This window comes from Salinibacterium sp. (genome assembly GCF_031364185.1).
In the GTDB taxonomy this organism is placed as follows: Bacteria; Actinomycetota; Actinomycetes; order Actinomycetales; family Microbacteriaceae; genus Rhodoglobus.
In genome coordinates this window covers 1-15927 of sequence record NZ_JANLVV010000236.1, presented here as the reverse complement: position 1 = coordinate 15927, position 15927 = coordinate 1, and the positions used below count along the sequence as shown (strand labels likewise).

Genomic DNA, 15927 nt, shown 5'->3' with positions numbered 1-15927 from the left:
CCGCATGCTCGACGTCCCCGACGCCGACATCTACAAGCTCATCGACTGGGGCAATCGGATGGTCGGAAACACCGATCCCGAGCACACCGACGTGCTCGCCGACTCGGAGGAGAGTGAAAAGTACCGGCTGCTTCCGTTTCGGTCTCCTGCGGCGCTTGAGGTGTTCGAGTACGGCCGTCACCTCGCCGGGCAGCGCAGGGGAACTGAACGTACCGACCTCGTATCGCGACTGGTCAACCAGGTGCCGGAAGACGGCATCCCCCTGTCGGAGCGGGATTTCAACAGCTATTTCCTCCTGCTCGTCGTGGCCGGCAACGAGACCACCCGTCACACCATCACGCATTCGATGCGATACCTGATGCAGAACCCTACCCAACTCGCGCTGCTACAGGAGCGGCCGGAGCTCATTCCGTGGGCGGTCGAGGAGTTTCTCAGGCTCGCCAGCCCCGTGTACCACTTTCGACGCACCGCGACCCGAGACACCGAGATCAATGGTCAGGCGATAAAGCAGGGCGACAAGGTGGTTACGTGGTTCGCCGCAGGCAACAGGGACCCGGCGGTGTTCGCCAATCCCTATGAGATGGATGTCACCCGCAGCCCGAACGAGCACATGGCGTTCGGCCGTGGCGGGCCGCATATGTGCCTGGGTAACGCGCTGGCACGCCTTGAGATCCGCGTCATGTTCGAGAGCCTGCTCCCTCGGATCAGCGCGATTGCGGCAACCGGCGAGGCGTCAAGGCTCCGCAGCAACTTCGTCAACGGCATCAAACGATTCCCCGTGCGGGTCGAGACGGCATGACTGTCGACGACGCTCTCGCCGACTCCCATCCGGTCTGGGGAGACGAGTCTGCTGTCGTGCAGGCGGCCATAAACTGGGCAGCCCAGCGGGTGGTGCGTCATACCGATCCGCTCTCCACCGCTCGCTCGGCGTCCGCACTCGCGGCGGCAGCCGGACCGACCGTTACCCCTGAGGGGATTGGTGGGGAACAGGCGTTGCGGGTGTTCCGGGAGGTTCTCGAACCCGCGACCAGATCGCAGGACGATCCATACAACCTCGCCTATATCGCCGCCGCTCCCACCCGCGCCGCCGTCGCTTTCGACTTCGTCACGAGCGCCGCAAACATTTTTGGTGGTCTCTGGGAGGCCGGTGCGGGCGCCATCCATGCGGAGAATGACGCCCTTGCGTGGATCACGAGACTCCTGGGCTGGCCCGTCACCTCGGGTGGCACCTTCGTCTCCGGGGGGACGTCGGGAAACCTGTCTGCCCTGATGACGGCTCGGGAGACCGCCCGAACGCGCCGGGGCGCACGGCCGGCAGGGGGATGGAAGCTCGCGTGCGCGGCTACGGCGCACTCCTCGATCGCGTCGGCGGCGAAGGCCCTCGACGTCGAGGTGGTCTCCGTGCCGGTCGACGCCAGGGGTCACCTCACGGGAGCGGCCCTGCGGGCGACCCTGTTTGGCAATCCGGAAGTATTCGCCGTCGTTGCCTCGGCGGGGACGACGAACGAGGGCGTGGTCGACGATCTTGCCGACATCGCTGCTGTCGCCCATGAATTTGGCGCGTGGATGCACGTCGACGGCGCCTATGGCGGTGCTGGGCTTGCCGCACCGAGTGTTCGACACCTGTTTGACGGCATCGAACAGGCAGACAGCTTTATCGTCGACCCTCATAAGTGGCTCTTCGCACCGTACGACTGCTGCGCCCTCGTCTACCGCGAGCCGGAGCTGGCTCGATCAGTGCATTCGCAGCATGCAAGCTACCTCGATCATGTCGACCGTGAGTCCTGGAACCCCAGCGACATGGCTCTGCAGCTCACGCGTCGCGCGAGAGGTCTCCCGTTCTGGTTCAGCCTTGCGACTCACGGCACAGACAGGTACCGGGACGCTGTCGAGTCGTCACTCACCTCATCCCGTATCGTGGCCGACGCAATTCGAACCTCGGATCACCTGCGATTGGTCTGCGAGCCAGAGCTGTCCATCGTGCTGTTTGACCGGCCCGGCTGGTCACCGGCCGACTATGCGCAGTGGTCGAGGCAGACTGCTGAGCAGGGGACTCTGTTCTGCATTCCGACCACCTGGCGCAATCGCACCGTGCTACGGCTGGCCTTCGTGAACCCGGCGACGGACCCCGCGCGGGTGATTGAGATACTCCAGAGCCTGCGTTAGGCGCCCAGCAGCGCAATCCGGTCGACAAACGCGTCAACCAAACAGACGGTACGCGCGATCGCCAGCGGTTCTTCTGCCCGGGTATGCTCCAGCAGCAGGTGTGGATCCTGGCCGTCCGCAACGACCTCGGACTGCCCACCCTCGTCCAGCCAGCCCTGGAGGGTTTTCGCGGTCAACTCAGGGTGGAACTGTAGCGCGAGACTTCTACCGAAGGTGAACGCCTGGGATGCCGCGGAGTTGCGTGCAAGCTCGGTCGCCCCTGGAGGAACAGTCCACCGGTCGTAGTGGAACTGGAACCATGGACCGGATGGCACGAGACTGGCGTCGTCCGTGTGCAGCGAGGTCCAGCCGATCTCGGCTTTAGGAGCCCTGGTCACCGTGCCCCCCAGCGCTCGCGCCATGAGCTGACCGCCGAAACATATTCCGAGCACCGGGATGTCGCGATCGATCGCCGCCCGTATCCAGGCGATCTCGGGCAACAGCCAGTTGCCGATGCACGCGTCATCCCATGCTCCCCACGGCGCGCCCATGGGAACAATCACGTCGTACCCGTCGATGTCCGGAAATTCGAATGCGACATTCGGTGTCGTGAAGTTCCGCTGTTCGACCACCAGGATCTCATCGACCTGGAAGCCCCGTTCGCGAAGTCGATCAGAGACAGGTCCGGTCGGACTCACGTGATCGTGCTGGACGAACAAGGCCCTCATCGGTCTAGTATCGCACTAATCGTTCATAGCCGAACGATCTCGTCGGAAGGACACTATGGCTACCGATCTTTCTGCACTACGAGCCCAACTCGACTCGGAAAACGTCGACGTTGTGCGGCTGGTGTTTGCCGACATCCTCGGGATAACTCGGTCGAAAGACCTGCTTGTCAGCCAGTTGGAAAAGACGAAGAGCCCCGCATTCTGCCAGGGCGTGTGGGTTACTACGACCCAGGGTGGCGTGCTCGATGGCCACGAGATCATGTCGACCGGGCTCCCGGACCTGATCACTGAGCTGGACCCGAGCACCGTCACGATGCTTCCCTGGGAGCCAGGAGTGGCCTTTGTCATCGCTGACGCTCTCAACCCGGATGGGACGGCCAGTGAACTGTCACCCCGCGGCATCCTGCGTCGAGTGATTGAGCAGTACACCGAGCTCGGACTGACCCCGGTGGTGGGTCCGGAACTCGAGTTCTACATCGCTAATGTCACCGAGGAGGGCTGGGAACGCGCCATCCACCGCACCGGGCGGGTCTACACGACGGGGGCGTGGGTCGATCCGGACGGTACTTTCCTCCATCTGCTCAGGATGCTCGACCAGATGGATATCGGGGTGTTTGCCGGCAATCACGAGTTCAGCCCGTCCCAGTACGAAATCAACCTGTGGCACAGCGAGGCGATGGATGCGGCGGATCGGAGTTTTCTCTTCAAGACCGCGGTGAAGGACATTGTGGCGCGCGAGGGCAAGTTGGCCACCTTCCTCGGCAAGCCCTGGACTGATGAGGGCGGCAGCGGTTTTCACCTGCACCTTTCCGTCGTCGATGCGGACGGTAACAACCTCATGCACGGCGATGACGGCGAGTTGTCACCGCTCGCCCACGAGCTGATTGCCGGAATCGTGCACAACGCGGCGGCACTGTCGGCCGTGACCAACCCCACGGTTAACGCCTATAAGCGCCTCGGACCAGACACGCTCGCCCCGTACCGCGCCAATTGGGGCCACGATAATCGGAGTGCGATGCTGCGCGTACCTCCGGAGCGGGGAGCGGGAACCCGGCTTGAAATCCGACTCGGCGACGGAGCGGCGAATCCGTACCTACTGACCGCCGCGATCCTGGCGGCAGGGCTCGATGGCATCAGACATAACCGGATGGCACCTGCCCCGTGCGTGGGCTGGGCATACGAGGATGCCGCCGCGGCGGTGCTGCCCACGACGCTGGAGGAGGCTCTCGATGCTCTCGGCGGCAACGATGCCATGCGGGCGATCCTCGGGGCGCCCATCGTGGACGTGTTCATGATGCTGAAGCGGGACGAGGTCGAGCGCTACCGAGCGGCGACCACGGATCACACCACCCGGGACGTGACCCGGTGGGAACTGGACGAGTATATTTCCGACTATTGAGCGGGCACACCACGATGCGGGGCTACACCGGCCGTGATCGGTCGGCCAGGAGATCGCCCCCGGCGAAAGTGACTCCGAGCTCGCGATAATAGCCCCCGAGAATCTCGTCGACAGGAAGGATGGAGTGCAACTCGTCCCAGGGGGAGTCGGCCAGAGTCAGTTCGGCGTCCCCGCTCCATGCTGGCCCGAGATCCGCATCCGCGCCGCCCATCGTCACGAGTTGGTCGAGTGAGAGGCCCTGGTCCCGGCTTATCGACGGCATGAATCGGTTGTGCAGCATTCGATGCCCGTTGACGAAGCCGTTGGACTCTGACGGCTCGCGCAGAGTGACGATCGCCGACGCCAGTCGATGGTCGTAGGCCGATAGCGATGCCCCGAGCTTCGCGCCAGGCTCGAGTCTCGGAGCCGCCTTTCCGTGCGAGAACACCCGCGTAACGTGCACGGAACCCAACTTCTTCGGGTACCCCTGGAACCAACCACGACCCATTGCGAAGTCCTTGGTGACCCAGATGGCGACACAGCGGCTGTAGATCACGCCTTGATAGGAGCACCGAACCACGACAAACGCTTCGAGGTATTGGGCTCGCACCGGGTCGAGCAGTTCCAGCCCGCCCTCGCTGCACGATTGCCAATCAGCCCAGATAATGGCCACGGCGCCGGGCCGGTCAGGAGCGAGGTCGATATCGGCAGGCAGGATGGCCCTCACATTGCCTGGATCAGTGAGGTATTCGACGGTCAGAAGGGTGCCGGAGTAGTGCCACGGCATGGGTGGCACGAGCGCGCTGGAGCCTCGAGGGGTGAGAGGAGGAAGGAATCCGTGCAATTCGGTCATAGGGCCAGAGTGTAGCCCGCAGCAACTTTGTTCGCATCCAAATGACTGAAAGCCTTGACGCGCATAAGCACCATTCGCCAAGGTGTACTCAGATTGTGCGTACCCGAACGATCTCAGACGTATGAACTCAACGAGGAGTGTCACCATGTCGCGAACCGCACCCGAAACCGACAGCACGACCGAGGGCCTGCGAAAAGGCAGGCTTGGCGTCGTCGGCATTGTCTTTTTTGTCGTCGCTGCCGCCGCCCCGCTAGTAGGCATGACCGGGGCCGTACCTGTCGCCATCGTGCTCGGGAACGGGGCAGCGGCGCCAGGCGCCTATCTCGTCGTCGGCATCACCCTGCTGCTGTTCAGCGTGGGGTACGCCGCGATGAGTCAGCGGGTGACCAACGCCGGGGCTTTCTTCGCCTACATCGGCCGCGGGCTCGGCCGCCACGCAGGCATTGCCTCGGCATTCGTGTCGATCCTGGCCTACGTCGCCGTGCAGCTGGCCATTTACGGCTTCTTTGGTGCCGTCGTAGCGGCGCAGTTTGGCCTGCTGCCGTGGTGGGCGTGGTCGCTGCTGGCCTGGCTGGCGGTCACAGCACTTTCATTGCTGAGCGTGGATGTTGGTGCCAAAGTCCTCGGAGTGCTGATGATCTTCGAACTGGCGTCGTTGCTGATCGTCTCGGTTGCCATCCTCGCCGACGGTGGGCCGGAGGGCCTCAATGTCGCGGCGTCGTTCGCACCGGACCGAATCCTGATCGGAGGATTGGCTGGCTCAGCGGGCATCGCATTCGCCTTCGCCTTCGCCTCGTTCATCGGATTCGAGGCGACAGCGATCTATGGCGAGGAGTCGAAAGAGCCCAAGAAGGTCGTGCCTCGAGCCACCTATCTCGCGGTGATCGTCATCACCGTACTGTTCGCAGTGACCTCCTTTGCCATGGTGACCGGAATGGGATCATCGGTCGTCGTTGATAAGACTCTTGAGCTTTCCGAGGGCCTGGTCAATCCGGCCGGGGTGCTATTCAGCCTGGCTGCGCAGTACGTCGGTGGCTGGCTTGGTACCGTCATGAGCATTCTCGTGCTGTCGAGCCTTTTTGCGGGACTGCTCGCATTCCAGAATGCGGCGTCCCGATATTTCTTCGCGATGGCGCGCGGGGGCATCCTGCCAAAAGTGCTTTCCACCACGAATCGCCGCGGAGCACCCGGCACTGCCTCGATTCTGACGTCCGTCATTTCGGGCATCATCATCGTCGTGTTTGCGGTCACCCAGCTCGACCCGTTCCTGGCCCTGTTCAGCTGGTTTAGCGGGCTTGCGGTGCTGGCGATTGTCCTGATCGAAATTCTCGTGTGCGTCTCGGTGATCGTATTTTTCCGCCGCAACCGGGGTTCCGAGAATGTGTTCCAAACTACGGTCGCTCCCATCCTCGCGCTGGTGGGCCTCGTGCTGGGGGAGTACCTGCTGATGTCACGGTTCGCGATCCTGGCGGGAACCTCAGCGGAGGGTGTCGACCCCACAGTCACACCGTGGGCGATGAGTGCCATCGGCTGGGTGCTGGTGCTCGTTCCGTTCGCGCTTCTCGCCGTAGGATTCGTGGTGTCTGGCATGCGCCGCACCTCAGAAGATGACCAACTACTGCGAGACGTGATCTCCTGACCGAGACCGCCGGGCTGTCGCGCACCGGCGATCAGGCCGCGACGTAGCCGTACTTATTGCGCAGCGAGTTCTCGACGATGGTGAGGCCCTCCAGGCCCGGCATCCGCGAAATGTGCTCGTCGAGTTTGCGAATTTCGCGCAGGCCCTCGGGCCCGGCGAAGATGTGCCCCATCACATGAGTGACCTCGGCAGGATCCATCACGCTTGAACCGACGGGCCCCCACGCATTTTTGAGCGCGAAGCGGGCGAGTATCTGAGCCTTCCTGCTCTTGCCCAGTCGCTCTCGAGCCTGCGTGGCGTAGAAGGCCACATGTCGAGCCTCCTGCTTCGCGATGCGACGCAGCAGTTCGGCCAGCACGGGGTGCTGCTCCAGATCGGCCATCCGGTTATACGCGGCGACGGCCGACCACTCATTGGCGGCGCCCCAGATCATGTGAACGGCGATGAAGTCTTTACCGACGATGTTGCCGAGCAGCGACTGCTTGATCGGGTCGAGTCGGTCTTTCCAGCCGAGCTTCAGCCGGGTCGCCTTGAGCTGGTCGAAGTCGAGTGTCACGCCGTGGGCGGCGAGCACTGCGGATAACGCTTCGCCGTGCCAGAACTCCTCACGATTCCACATGGTCATGAACGCGCTGACATCCGCCTCCTTATGGGATGGGGTCACCAGCAGGTCGCGAAGGTAACAGACCGTGTGATATTCGATATCGGCCATATACCGGATGCTCCGCAGCGTGCTCTCGGGCAGCGGGTTCGTCGTGAACTGGTCGAAGTCGAGGTCGCCCCAGACCACCTTCTTTGAGGTGGAGGTGTATTTGTCGATATCAAATGCCATGGGATACCGCGGGCGGGCCTAGGAGGGCTGCCCGACTCCTTCCGTGCTGGTCGAATCTGCTGGACGTGGTGCGGTTTCGGGTGTGACTACAGGGTGGTTCGTAGACCTGGGCACTATAGGCTTGGATGTCGCGGAACCGCGTTTCCAGTCGAGCACGTTCCAGTGCTTCTCCATCGCGTGTCGATAGAGGCTGATGTCGGGGTTGACGACGCTCGGGTTGCCGAGAAGCTGCAGCCATACCAGGTCGGCGTGGCTGTCGCCGTAGCCGTAGGAATGCTCGAGGTCGAATCCATTCTTCGCGGCGTAGTGACGCAACCACGCGGCGCGGGCCTCGTCCACCAGGGGTGGATCCGCGAGAAAACCGGTTAGCACACCGTCGCGCTCGTGCATGCTTCCGGCGACGACCTCATCGAAGTAGGGCAGGAACGGCTCTACCATCAGGTCGATCGTGCCCGTCACAAGCACCGTGCGATGGCCTGCGTCGCGGTGTTCCTGTACCCGCCGAAGAGCATCAGGAAGTGCGCGTCGCAGCATTGCCCGCCCGAAACTTCCCTGCACGAGGCCCCGGATTTCGCTGACTTTGAAGCCGTTGTAGCGGCGCATAAAGGTGCGGATGAACTCACCGCGGTCCCGGCGCTCGGCGCGAAGATATCTGGGCAGTGAGAACGTGAAGTTGGCCAGGTCGTGGGCGACTCGCTTGCGCGGCACGCTGCCAGACCATAGTAGGAGGTACTGCTTCACGAGGTTCGACTCAAGGACGGTTCCCTCAAGATCGAAGATGGCGACCACGTCGGAGCGTGGCGGCAGGGCGTGGGTGGCGCGTTCCCTGGCCGCAGGTCGCTTGCCGAACGCGCGGGTCAGGGTGGTGACGGCGGGGAAGTGCACCTTCTGGAAGTAGTCCTCCCAGTCAATCTCGGTGACATCGAATCCCTCGTTCTTCTGCACATCCTTGGGCAGCGACAGGAACAGCGCACGAGTGTTGGTGTCGTCGAAGATGATCTCGGTCTGCACGTAGGCGCGATACAACTCCGTGAACGCTCGGAGTTTTTGCAACCCGTGCTTGCCCTTGGTGACGGTGTCGAGCCAGGTTCGAGTGCGGGGAGTGGTGGGGAGGCGTTCGATCAGTCGCTCGGCCGAGGCTGCCTGCTTCTCTTTGCGAGCCAGGGCGTTCTCGACCCTGACACCGCCGGGGAATCGCCACAGCGGAACGGTGATGTGTCCGGTGCCGTCGGGCAAAGGGTTCTCGGTGAAATACCGGTTGACGTTCTCGTACATGCGGTGGAACGGCAGCGGATTGCTGGCCCCGGAACTCACGTGGTAGTACTTGGGTTCGTTTGGCTTGGCATCGCGGGCGGCCACCGCGAGTGCGGCATTCACCACGAAATCGACCGGGATGACGTCGAGAATCGAGTCGGGCAGCCCCGGGAAATCGGGCAACTGACCACGGCCGTAGGCGATGATCAGCGGGTCAGCGACCTTATAGCCGTCAATCCACCCAGGGAACGGATGGTGCAGCGAACTTTCGATGATGGACGGCCGCACAATCGAGAGGCGGTGACCTGACTGGGCCCACAACTCTTCTGCCGCACGCTCGGCAAAGGCCTTGGTCAACGTGTAGACGTCGGTCCAGCCCAGACTTTCGGCACGGGTGCGTCCGTAGTCAACGAGGCGCTCGCTCACCCATTCGGTGCGGGCGGTTTCGGCGAAGCCGGCGACGGCCTGCGGACCGGTTTTGCCATGTCGTGCCCTCGCGATGGCCAGTTGTGCTCGCAGGGCTTCGGGCTGGCGTGATTCGAGTTCGACGCGGATCCTGGCTGATTTCGCGGCGTCATATTCGGCGCGCCAGTCGACGGTATGGGTGAGGGATGCCTCGGGGGCGATGCCCTTGCGAATGCCCCCGACATACGCGGTCGAGATGTGCACTACATGCGGGGTGCTCCCGCTCGCCAGCAGGGCGCCGTACACGCCGTGGGCGCCACCGACGTTGGTGTCGAAAGCTTCGTCTATCGGTGGATCGAACGACACGGTGGATGCGCTGTGGATGACCACGTCGATGTCATCGGCAAGCGTGCCCACGTCGCCCAGGCTGCCCTCGTGAGCCGTTACACGCTGGGCGAACTGGCGGTGGGCCTCTTCCTCGCCGACCTCCTCGATCCACTTCTTGAACACCGGCTTGCGCAGCAGACCCGTGAGCCGATCCTGGCCGGAAAGATTGCCCTTTCCGCGCACGAGCAACGTCATCCGGGTTGTCGGATGCGACGACAGAAGCCTCTCGAGGAGGGCCTGTCCAACGAAACCGGTGCCTCCGGTGATAAACACGTGCTCGTTGGTGAGCACTCCCGCGGGTGTCGCAGTGGCAGGGGCAGCCCTCGTCTTGCGCTTCGCAGGCCCCTGTGTTGCGGCCGCCCCGGCAGCAACAGAGGCGGCAGGGGTAGTGCGCGCGCGCGGGGTCTTGGGTGCTGCAGCTTTCGCTGCGGTGGTCGTCTTGCGTGTGGTGGTCACAGCCTGGCGGCCTTTCCGATAAGAGAGAGCCCGGACTGGCCGGGGAGGGTATCAATGCGAGCGTCGAGCTCACTGATCAGTTCCCGGGCAGATCCGAAGAGCCACTCGAAGAAATATTCGGTCTCGTGTGCCGGTTCGGCTTTCGCACCGATCGGCCATGGGGTCTTGACCAGCCTGCGCCGTGTGATGGTGCGAGCCTGAGCCGATTCGGTGAGACGGTACCGCGCCTGGGGTTCGAAAAACGCGAGCTGGCGATCTTTCAGCGCAAGAAACTTATTGACCGTTTTTGTCAACTGTGGGTGTGGCTCGAGGGAGATAAGCCGACGGTACGCGGCCTGGCTCAACCAGGTGTCAATGGTGCCGAGCGTCATGTGCACGGCAATCATCGGCAGCCCGACGATGTTGGCGTAGATGGCCTCCCGAATTGTGCGCTCCACCGGCGTGATGAACGGCGCACGGTCAACGTCGGTGCCCACCGGCTGGTGTGCCAGGCCAATCTGCTCGAATGCATCGGCGATCCAGTATTTCTCGAACGCCCAAGTGGTAAGAAAGGCGGTGATTCTGGCGTCTTTGTGGGTGGCTGTCACGAGAACGCCGCGCAGGTGGGTCATGGTGGCGCGTTCGATAATTTGCAGGTATCGAATCAGGCGCAACGATTCGGTGCTGAGAGGGTTGGACTTGTATCCGTCGAGCCCGAGCTCATCGCGATGGCTGGCCGCGGCATCCCGTGCATAGTTCCGCACGTCAAAATCCGGAGCGGGAAATCGCATGATGTCAACCGCCCCGTTCGCGGAAGCCTCTTTACGTTCCGGCATGCGAACTACCTCCATCGTGCTGCACCAATCCCGCCAAGTGTACTCGCCCGTCGCTACGGAGCCCGTAGCGTAATGTAGCGGACATGGCAACGGCTCTTATCACGGGCGGCACATCCGGCATTGGTGCCGCATTTGCCCGGCATCTTGCTGCCCGCGGGTACGATCTGGTGCTGGTTGCACGCAATTCCGACCGGCTCGACGCGATGGCCGCAGAGTTACATGCCAATTCAGGCATCAATGTCGAAACCATCATCGCAGACCTCGCCCAGCGCGCAGATGTCGCTCGCGTTGCTACTCGTATCGACGACGCGCAGCGCCCGCTCGATATCGTCATCAACAATGCCGGGTTCGGGCTGCATGCCCCACTAACGTCGGTCGACCCGTCCCAGCACGAGCATGCCTTCGACGTTATGTGTCGAGCCGTGCTGGTGCTTGGCGGTGCTGCGGGGCGATCAATGAAGGGTCGCGGCGGTATTATCATCAATATTTCGAGCCTGCAGACGTACCTCACTACAGGCTCGTATGCCGCCATCAAGGCGTGGGTTACCGCGTTCAGCGAAAGTCTCTCCGGTGAACTTCGCGGAACAGGAGTGACCGTGACCGCAGTGCTGCCCGGCTGGGTCAGAACCGAATGGCACGAGCGCGCGGGGGTGCGCCGCAGCTCACTTCCAGGATTCCTGTGGATCGAACCAGACACTGTGGTGCGTGCGGCGTTGCGCGATGCACGGCGAGGCAGGGTCATCTCCATACCGACTGTTCGCTACCGCATACTCGGGTGGTTTGCCCGGCACGCGCCGAGATCCGCAATCCACTGGATCTCGTCCAGGATTTCCTCGGGTAGATCTGACGCCGCCCAACCGGGCGAGGGCTCCGAACCTCAGGTCATGAAGGCCGACAACTCGTGAGCAGGGCGATGGACCGATTCACCTCCAGCGGCGTCGCCGGGGTTCGTTTCGTTGCGCAACGCGGCATCCTCAGGCCTGTCGTGTGGCGGCTCGTGAGGGTGAGCATCCGCGGGCAGGACCAGATCAGGTCGCTCGATGCGCCCTACATCGCGGTGGCAAATCATTCCAGTCATCTGGATGCGCCGCTGGTCATCGGTGGACTTCCCCGGCGGCTCTCGCGCTATCTTGCCGCCGGAGCCGCGGCCGACTACTTCTTCGATGTGCAGTGGCGCAAATGGCTTACGACGCTTTTTTTCAACGCGTTCGCGATTGAGCGCAACTCCGAGGGCAAGAGGTCCGGATCATCCAGGGCGCTTCTCGAACGCAAAGTTCCGCTGCTTATTTTTCCCGAGGGTGGGCGTTCGAAGTATGGCGAGATGGGCCGATTCAAACCGGGTGCAGCGGCCTTGTCCATGGCGACGAAGGTGCCGTGCCTGCCCATCGCCCTCGTCGGCGCGAGTGCCGCTATGCCGCGCGGGGTCAACTGGCCACTGCGCGGCAGATATCCCGTGACCATTGTGTTCGGAGCCCCGATGCTCCCCCAGGACGACGAGACTGCCGAGCAGTTCTCCCAGCGACTCTCAGGCGAGGTACGTCGCCTGCATGAAACGGTGCAACCGATGCCGGTGCGCGCTCAGAAGGGAATCAAATGAACGAGGTTGCAGACAGGGATTCAGTCCGTCACATGAAGTGGTGGGGCTGGGGTATTGACGGCGTGGGATTCCACCACGAAGACAAGCCCGGTTTCGCGCCGTTTGTGAAGTTCGCGGTCGGGCTCGACCTCGATACCGCCGAGCGGGCGGGGGAGCCCTCGTTCGATGAACTCAACGTTCCGGCCAGCACCGCCAGCGACGACTTCATCAACACGCTGACGGCAATCGTTGGGGCCGGAAACGTCAGCACGGATGACATGGCGCGCGTGGTGCATACCTATGGCAAGAGCATCCGGGATCTGATTCGGGTTCGGGGCAACGCGATCCTGCGCAGCCCCGACGTCGTCATCTATCCGGCAGATGAGGCCGAGATCCAGCGGATAGTGGATGCCGCCGTCACGGCCAACGCCGTCATCATTCCCTTCGGCGGCGGCAGTAACATCGGCGGCAGTCTCGAGCCGATCCCCGCCGAGCGCCGCACGATCGTGTCGCTCGACCTCGGGCGCCTGCGCCGGGTCATCGACATCGACGTGGAGTCAGGGCTGGCCCGAATCCAGGCCGGATCCCAGGGGCCCGATCTCGAGGAACAGCTCAATAAGCAGGGCTGGACCATCGGCCATTTTCCCGACAGTTTCACCCATTCCACCGTGGGAGGTTGGGTCGCGACTCGCTCCTCCGGGATGCAATCAGATAAATATGGCGACATCGCCGATATCGCGCGTGGCATGCGCGTGGTGCGTCCCGGCGGTGTGCTGGTGCTTCGGCCGCTCCCGTCGACGTCGAGCGGCCCGAGTGTGCGCGAGATGATTCTCGGCAGCGAAGGTCGACTCGGTGTCATCACCGAGGTGACGGTGCAGGTGCACCGCGTTCCGGAGAAGCGAGACGTGTACGCCTATTTCTTCCCCAACTGGAAGACCGGAATCGCGACCATGCAGGCCATTAGTGAGTCGGATGCTGCGCCATCCATCACCAGAATTTCTGACTCCCGCGAGACCGCTTTCTCGCTGGCCACCTCGAAGGATCGCAAGGGGGTGTCGAAATTCATGGCCGAATCGGCATTGCCAGGCATCATGAAGGCCAAGGGCTGGAACCTGGACGACATCTGCCTCTCCTTCATCGGTTTCGAGGGAAGTGTCTCGCACGCGAAGCGCCAGAAGTCGCTCGTCGACGCCATCGTCAGAAAGCACGGCGGAATGGGCGTGGGCACCGGGCCCGGCATCCTGTACGACCAAAAGAAATTTGACACCCCGTACCTGCGGGATTTCCTGCTCGACATGGGTGCCGCAGGTGACGTGTCGGAGACCGCAGCACCATGGTCGAAGCTCGTTCAGGTGCACGAGGCCGTGTATGCCGCGGCCAACGATGCCTACGAGAAGCTCGGCAACGGCGGCTGGATCATGAGCCACATGTCCCACTCGTACCATTCGGGTGCGTGTCTCTACTTCACCTTCGCGTTCACGTTCGGTGACGACCCGATCGCGGAGTACAACCTGGTGAAAAACGCTATCCAGCAGGCGTTTGTTGACAATCACGCGACCATTTCTCATCACCATGGTGTGGGGCTGGAGCATTCGCCCTGGCTCACCGAAGACATCTCGGCCCAGGGCGTGAAGATCATGACCGGGCTGTTCGAAAGCGCCGACCCGGGCAGCAACTTCAACCCCGGTAAGATCCTGCCGAGCTCGACAGCGCCGGTGACAGCGCCCGCGGCGCGGAAACCTACTGTGCGGAAGCCAACGGTGCGGAAGCCCGCCGCGGTGAAGCCCGCGGTGCGGAAGCCCGCTGCGGTGAAGCCCGCCGCAGCGAAGCCCGCCAAGGCGAAGTAGCGCGGGGGTCGGCTCCAGCGCCCCGAGGCACCGGCACGGCAGCCCCCGCGCCGTCGGTAAGTTGCTCCGAAACTCCAGTTCTTACGTCCGGATTGAGGGATTGCGTAACGGCTGGAGTCTCGGCCGCCGTGGGGGCCTTCGCCGCGCCGAAGAGCGCTCACGCCGGCAGCGTGGCAGGCCTGAGCTCGTGAAGCGAACTGTCAGACCGCAAAGGCCGGCCAGAGCAGGGCGAGCACGGAGTCGACCCACGCCTCATCCGTCGTGCGGCCCCTGATCAGTTCGGCCACGACAACGCCGAGCAGGATGCTCATGGCGAGCTCGATATCCACATTCCGGTTGATCTCGCCCGCACGGGCCCGTTCCCGCAAATCGTCACGGAGCGCCTGGGTCGAGCCACGGATCATCCCGAGCAGTAGTTGAGTGAAGTGCGGATCTTCGTTCATGATCACGGCGGCGACGGTTCCGCGGCCGACGACATTTTCGATCGTGTCGCTTGCGTGGCGCAACACCCAGCGCAGCGAATCCTGCGCGGTCAGCCCGGTCGGAAACACCACCGACGTCGCCGCCGAGTTGATGGCGGCGGTGAGCAGGGATTCGCGGTTTTCGTAGCGCCGGTAGATGGTCGTTTTCGCCACACCGGATGCCGCAGAAACAGACTCGACGCTGACCGCAAGGGGTCCGCGGCTGCGCAGGATGTCGAGCGCCGCGCCGAATATTCGACCGTCCACTTCGGGATGCCGCGGCACACGAACGGGCGGAGCCTGGGTCATCACGTCACCTCAGTCCTGCCGATTGGTCGCGGGTACTGCCATGATACGGGCGGGAGCGGTGTTCAACTCCAGCCTCGTCGCCCTCCGATTCCAACGACCAGGGAGCCCCATGCCATTTGTCGACACCACCGGCCGCCCGCTGTGCACGATCGAACTTGGCCAGGTTCCGGTGACAGCGCCGACGTTCCAGTTGCGCGAGCGAATTGGATACCGTGAACCCGGCGCACCTCCGGAGGCGACGACCTGGGCCGAGGCCCACACCCCCGATATCGACCCGAAACGCGGCAATCGCACCGACCTCGCCTCCGTTCCCGTCATCTTCTGGAGTCTGATTGCCTCCTATGGCAGGCAGACGGCGCCCGCGGTGGTGCACGACAGTGAGAGCTGGCGGGTGCGTGAATCGGGGCTTGGCGCCGTCGTGTCACTCGCGGAGCGAGAGAGAGTGGATCTGGCGTTTCGCCTCGGGTTGCGCGAGCTCGGAGTTGCGCCATTTCGTGCCTGGCTGATGTGGATGTTCGTGTCGTTCGAGCGCTACCAGAAGCACTCGGTGCCGCGATTCATCGCCCTGTTGGCCCTGGGTCTTCTCGGGCTGGGTCTCGTGGTGGTCGGCACCATCGTCGCACTGGTGTGGGGCGCGCCGGGCTGGGGAATCTCGCTGGCGCTACTGCCGCTGGCGACGAGTGCGATCGCTGGCAAGCGGTGGCGGCTGCTGGTGTGGGCAAGTTTCGCCGGGGCACTGTTGCTGCCGGTCGCGGTGCTCCAGGTCGCCGCATACCTGCCATACCTGGCCATCGAGAATATCGTCTGGCTCATCGTCGACCTGCCAAGGGGCAAGGGTTCGC

14 protein-coding genes are annotated in these 15927 nt (G+C 63.3%); 8 read left to right on the top strand and 6 right to left on the bottom strand.

Annotated features, from left to right (window positions below; all coding sequences use genetic code 11):
- Positions 1-799, top strand: a 799-nt coding sequence (locus tag RMN95_RS10695; protein ID WP_309616904.1) for a cytochrome P450, incomplete at its 5' end; no start/stop codon positions are given.
- A complete protein-coding gene (locus tag RMN95_RS10690; RefSeq protein ID WP_309616903.1) occupies positions 796-2166 on the top strand; it encodes an aminotransferase class V-fold PLP-dependent enzyme in 1371 nt (456 codons plus the stop codon). The genes RMN95_RS10695 and RMN95_RS10690, both read left to right, overlap by 4 nt.
- On the opposite strand, the gene RMN95_RS10685 is transcribed toward RMN95_RS10690, so the two are convergent.
- Positions 2163-2873 carry a type 1 glutamine amidotransferase gene (locus RMN95_RS10685; protein ID WP_309616902.1) on the bottom strand — a complete coding sequence of 237 codons (711 nt, stop codon included), beginning with the start codon at positions 2871-2873 and terminating at the stop codon, positions 2163-2165. The genes RMN95_RS10690 and RMN95_RS10685 overlap by 4 nt on opposite strands.
- 55 nt (positions 2874-2928) lie before the next feature.
- Between RMN95_RS10685 and RMN95_RS10680 the strand changes: the two genes are divergently transcribed.
- Positions 2929-4272, top strand: coding sequence for a glutamine synthetase family protein (locus tag RMN95_RS10680; RefSeq protein ID WP_309616901.1), 1344 nt, complete (start codon positions 2929-2931; stop codon positions 4270-4272).
- Positions 4273-4294: 22 nt separating this feature from the next.
- Here the strand turns inward: RMN95_RS10680 and RMN95_RS10675 are convergent, their stop codons facing one another.
- Complete coding sequence (locus tag RMN95_RS10675) at positions 4295-5104, bottom strand: acetoacetate decarboxylase family protein (RefSeq protein WP_309616900.1); 810 nt, start codon at positions 5102-5104, stop codon at positions 4295-4297.
- Positions 5105-5249: 145 nt separating this feature from the next.
- Here RMN95_RS10675 and RMN95_RS10670 point away from each other — a divergent pair, with 145 nt between their 5' ends.
- Complete coding sequence (locus tag RMN95_RS10670) at positions 5250-6743, top strand: APC family permease (RefSeq protein ID WP_309616899.1); 1494 nt, start codon at positions 5250-5252, stop codon at positions 6741-6743.
- 31 nt (positions 6744-6774) lie between these two features.
- Here the strand turns inward: RMN95_RS10670 and RMN95_RS10665 are convergent, their stop codons facing one another.
- From RMN95_RS10665 to RMN95_RS10655, 3 genes are all read right to left on the bottom strand, one after another.
- Positions 6775-7575, bottom strand: coding sequence for a ferritin-like domain-containing protein (locus RMN95_RS10665; protein ID WP_309616898.1), 801 nt, complete (start codon positions 7573-7575; stop codon positions 6775-6777).
- An 18-nt stretch (positions 7576-7593) separates the two neighbouring features.
- Positions 7594-9912, bottom strand: a complete 2319-nt coding sequence (locus RMN95_RS10660) for an SDR family oxidoreductase (RefSeq protein ID WP_397545136.1) — start codon at positions 9910-9912, stop codon at positions 7594-7596.
- A gap of 161 nt (positions 9913-10073) precedes the next feature.
- Positions 10074-10892 carry a hypothetical protein gene (locus RMN95_RS10655; RefSeq protein WP_309616896.1) on the bottom strand — a complete coding sequence of 273 codons (819 nt, stop codon included), beginning with the start codon at positions 10890-10892 and terminating at the stop codon, positions 10074-10076.
- Positions 10893-10975: 83 nt separating this feature from the next.
- On the opposite strand from RMN95_RS10655, the gene RMN95_RS10650 reads away from it, so the two are divergent.
- Genes RMN95_RS10650 through RMN95_RS10640 form a run of 3 tightly spaced genes read left to right on the top strand, consistent with a single transcriptional unit; the run spans position 10976 to position 14315 of the window.
- Positions 10976-11797, top strand: coding sequence for an SDR family oxidoreductase (locus RMN95_RS10650; RefSeq protein ID WP_309616895.1), 822 nt, complete (start codon positions 10976-10978; stop codon positions 11795-11797).
- 8 nt (positions 11798-11805) lie between these two features.
- Positions 11806-12489, top strand: coding sequence for a lysophospholipid acyltransferase family protein (locus tag RMN95_RS10645; RefSeq protein WP_309616894.1), 684 nt, complete (start codon positions 11806-11808; stop codon positions 12487-12489).
- Positions 12486-14315 carry an FAD-binding protein gene (locus RMN95_RS10640; RefSeq protein ID WP_309616893.1) on the top strand — a complete coding sequence of 610 codons (1830 nt, stop codon included), beginning with the start codon at positions 12486-12488 and terminating at the stop codon, positions 14313-14315. The genes RMN95_RS10645 and RMN95_RS10640 overlap by 4 nt, the downstream gene beginning before the upstream one ends.
- 200 nt (positions 14316-14515) lie before the next feature.
- Here RMN95_RS10640 and RMN95_RS10635 read toward each other — a convergent pair whose 3' ends face one another.
- A complete protein-coding gene (locus tag RMN95_RS10635; RefSeq protein ID WP_309616892.1) occupies positions 14516-15085 on the bottom strand; it encodes a helix-turn-helix domain-containing protein in 570 nt (189 codons plus the stop codon).
- 109 nt (positions 15086-15194) lie between these two features.
- Between RMN95_RS10635 and RMN95_RS10630 the strand changes: the two genes are divergently transcribed.
- Positions 15195-15927: DUF1353 domain-containing protein (locus tag RMN95_RS10630; RefSeq protein WP_309616891.1), on the top strand; the 733-nt coding region annotated here is incomplete at its 3' end.

Coding starts and splice junctions, on each gene's coding strand:
- RMN95_RS10650 (WP_309616895.1), top strand. CDS start 10,976: ATGGCAACGGCTCTTATCACGGGCGGCACATCCGGCATTGGTGCCGCA.
- RMN95_RS10675 (WP_309616900.1), bottom strand. CDS start 5,104: ATGACCGAATTGCACGGATTCCTTCCTCCTCTCACCCCTCGAGGCTCC.
- RMN95_RS10670 (WP_309616899.1), top strand. CDS start 5,250: ATGTCGCGAACCGCACCCGAAACCGACAGCACGACCGAGGGCCTGCGA.
- RMN95_RS10680 (WP_309616901.1), top strand. CDS start 2,929: ATGGCTACCGATCTTTCTGCACTACGAGCCCAACTCGACTCGGAAAAC.
- RMN95_RS10665 (WP_309616898.1), bottom strand. CDS start 7,575: ATGGCATTTGATATCGACAAATACACCTCCACCTCAAAGAAGGTGGTC.
- RMN95_RS10635 (WP_309616892.1), bottom strand. CDS start 15,085: ATGACCCAGGCTCCGCCCGTTCGTGTGCCGCGGCATCCCGAAGTGGAC.
- RMN95_RS10685 (WP_309616902.1), bottom strand. CDS start 2,873: ATGAGGGCCTTGTTCGTCCAGCACGATCACGTGAGTCCGACCGGACCT.
- RMN95_RS10640 (WP_309616893.1), top strand. CDS start 12,486: ATGAACGAGGTTGCAGACAGGGATTCAGTCCGTCACATGAAGTGGTGG.
- RMN95_RS10690 (WP_309616903.1), top strand. CDS start 796: ATGACTGTCGACGACGCTCTCGCCGACTCCCATCCGGTCTGGGGAGAC.
- RMN95_RS10645 (WP_309616894.1), top strand. CDS start 11,806: ATGGACCGATTCACCTCCAGCGGCGTCGCCGGGGTTCGTTTCGTTGCG.
- RMN95_RS10655 (WP_309616896.1), bottom strand. CDS start 10,892: ATGCCGGAACGTAAAGAGGCTTCCGCGAACGGGGCGGTTGACATCATG.